Below are 3,095 nucleotides of genomic sequence, written 5' to 3'. Positions count from 1 at the left end.
ATGCCCGGTGGCACATCGTCGACAGCTCGGCGCTGGACGCATCCGTTCGCCCGTCGCCGCACCGAGCGCCAGGCCCGGATACTGGCCGACTACCACGCCCAGACCACCGCGCGGGCCCGGCAGGCGCAGATCGATCTGGTCCGCGCCGGCTACCATCTCGGCCCCGCCCCGTACGGCTACCGCCCGCTGCACCTCCCCGTCGTCGACGAGGACGGCACCATCCGCCGCCGCACCTGCCTCGCCGTCGATCCGACGACCGCCGGCACCATTATGGCGATCTTCCAGCTGCGAGTGACCGGACAGCTGGCGCCTGCGGCGATCGCCCGCCGGCTCGCCGACGAACCCGGCTGGTATCCCGCCCCCACCGATCCGACCACCGGTGATCGGCGGCCGTGGAGTGCCCATCTGGTCGGCCGCATCCTGGCGAACCCTGTGTACACCGGCGCGACCGTCTGGGGACGCACCGCGGGCGGACGGCCCATGCCCCCCGACACATGGGTGATCTGCTCGTACGCCCACGAGCCGATCATCGACGGGCGGATGTTCTTCCGTGCTCAGCTGCTGGCCCCACCAGGCACCGGCGTGATCACCCCGGCGTTGCCACCCTGGGAGTTCCCCGGCGCCGCGGGACACGACGAAGGCAGCGACACCGGGCGGGGGTGGGCCGCGTGAGCCTGCCCGTGCCCTACCACACCAGCCCCGGGATCACCCTGTATGCCGGGGATGCCGTCGAGGTGCTGGCCGGCCTGCCCGACGCGTCCGCGGCCTGCGTGGTCACCTCCCCGCCCTACTGGGGGGCGCTGCGTGACTACGACACCCGCCGGTGGGCAGCGGGAATTCCCGGTTGCCGGCACACCCAGACCTGCACGATCACCAGGTTCGATGCTGGCACACCGACCACGACCTGCCGGCGCTGTGGCGCCATCCAGGAGGACCGGCAGTACGGCCACGAACCCACCCCGGATGCCTACATCGCCGCGCTGCGACGGGTCTTCACCGAACTGGCCCGCGTCCTCGCCCCGACCGGCACCGTCTGGTTGAACCTCGGTGACTGCCATGCCGCCCGCCACACCCGAACCCACCCGCCCGCACTGCGCAGCGGGAGCCCGGCAGACGATGCCGGCGCCGGTTATCGCGCTGTGGTGCGGGCGAAAAGTCTGTACGGCATGCCGTGGCGGGTCGCATTCGCTCTGCAGGACGACGGGTGGATCATCCGCAACGCGGTGGTGTGGCACAAGCCGAACGGCATGCCCGAACCCGTGACCGACCGGCTCACGACACGGTACGAACTGGTGTTCCTCCTGGTCCGCCAACCCCGGTACTACTTCGATCTGAACCCGATCCGGGAGCCGGCCGCCGCTCCGGACGCCCCAATCCCAGATGAGAACGCGGTGACCGGCGAGACCGACACCGCCAGGTCGGGCGAGGCCGGCCGGGCATCCCGGCGCCGCGCGTCGGCCGTGGACGGTGCGGGCAAATACACCGACACGGCGGCGTTCGCCGGTCGTCCTCCGGGTGCGGCGATGCGGCCGACCGGACGCCGGCACACCGCCGCTCACCCGGCCGGGCGCAATCCCGGCGACGTCTGGTCGATCAGCACCCGGCCGCTGCGCGAGGCGCATTTCGCCGCGTTCCCGATCGATCTGCCGCTGCGCGCCATCGCCGCCGGCTGCCCACCCGGCGGGGTCGTGCTCGATCCGTTCTCCGGCGCGGCCACCACCGGCCTGGCCGCCCGCCATCTCGACCGTCGGTACATCGGTATCGATCTGAACCCGACATTCCATGACATCGGCCTAGCCCGTCTTGGCCTCCACCCACCGGTCTCGGACAACGGCGATGGGGACGGGGACGGCGCACCGGAGCGGAGCGCCGCATGAACACCACCGCCGCACCCGACCCGGCCGACCGGCCCGAGCCCGACCGCCCAACCCCACCATCCACGCCGGGGGCGCAGGCCACGCTGTACTACTCCGAACCCGGAGTGCGTCTTTACCTCGGGGACGCCGCCGCCGTCATCGCAACGCTTCCAGCGGATTCGGTGGACTGTGTGGTGACCTCGCCGCCCTACTGGCGGCTCCGCAGTTACGGGGACCCCGACCCGGACCTCAGTCACATCGGCGACCAGCCACCGGCTGTCGGCACCGACCTGTACGGCCTAGAGCCCACCCCCGCCGCCTACCTCGACCGCCTGCGCATGGTGTTCACCGAGATCGCCCGCGTCTTGGTGCCGACCGGCACCGTCTGGCTCAACCTCGGCGACAGCTACTCCACGAACTCCGACGGCAACTGGTGCGCCCGGCCTGCTCAACCCCGACAGCCCCGTTACCCTCCCCGCGCCGACCCGCCGTACGAGAACCTCCTCGGTATGCCCTGGCGGGTCGCATTCGCCCTGCAGGCCGACGGATGGATCGTGCGTAGCTGCATAGTGTGGCACACACCGGACGCGATCCCCGTCCCGGTCACCGACCGGCTCGCCACCCGCTACGAGCTGCTGTTCCTGCTCGTCCGCAAGGCCCGCTACTACTTCAACCTCGACGCGATCCGTCAGCCCTACACCGGCGACCGGGCGATCTCCCGCCGGGCTCACCTTGGCGGCACCCGCCCCCACGCCGCGTCCTCGCCGCGCACTCCCTGGCCAGCCGATCAGGCCGCAGCACCACGAGGACGAAACCCCGGCGACGTGTGGACCAGCCCAGCCCGGCCTGCCTGCCGCGGGTATCCGCCCGCACCCCCGATCGACCTGCCGCTGCGCGCCATCGCCGCCGGCTGCCCACCTGGCGGAACGGTGCTCGATCCGTTCTCCGGCGCCGGCACCGTGGGCCTGGCTGCCCGCCAGTTGGGCCGCGCCTTCGTAGGGATCGACCGCAACGGCACCTATCATCACCTCTCCAAGCGCGCACTATTGCAACAGATGCAACATTCGGCGGAGTCCGAAGACGGCGGGAAAGTTCGGAATGACTGGCGGAGTGGCTGAATTGTGACACGCCGCATCTTTGGTCGTACGCCGGAGTCGACATCAGTTTCACCTGCCACTCCTGCAAGACGGACGCCGACATCTACACCGTCGAGTCTGCACGCCGGGCGTTCTCCGAAAT

At 70.9% G+C, this 3,095-nt stretch carries 3 protein-coding genes; all 3 read left to right on the top strand.

What is annotated here, in order from left to right; all coding sequences use genetic code 11:
* On the top strand, positions 1 to 672 hold a 672-nt coding region (locus U9980_RS26505; protein WP_322770426.1), incomplete at its 5' end, for a recombinase family protein.
* A complete protein-coding gene (locus tag U9980_RS26500) occupies positions 669 to 1,877 on the top strand; it encodes a site-specific DNA-methyltransferase (RefSeq protein ID WP_322770425.1) in 1,209 nt (402 codons plus the stop codon). The genes U9980_RS26505 and U9980_RS26500, both read left to right, overlap by 4 nt.
* Complete coding sequence (locus tag U9980_RS26495) at positions 1,874 to 2,974, top strand: site-specific DNA-methyltransferase (RefSeq protein ID WP_322770424.1); 1,101 nt, start codon at positions 1,874 to 1,876, stop codon at positions 2,972 to 2,974. The genes U9980_RS26500 and U9980_RS26495 overlap by 4 nt, the downstream gene beginning before the upstream one ends.
* Positions 2,975 to 3,095: the final 121 nt, after the last annotated feature.

The sequence above is a fragment of the Protofrankia sp. Cr1 genome (genome assembly GCF_963555865.1).
Classification (GTDB): Bacteria; Actinomycetota; Actinomycetes; order Frankiales; family Frankiaceae; genus Protofrankia.
This window is presented reverse-complemented; position numbering and strand designations above follow the sequence as displayed.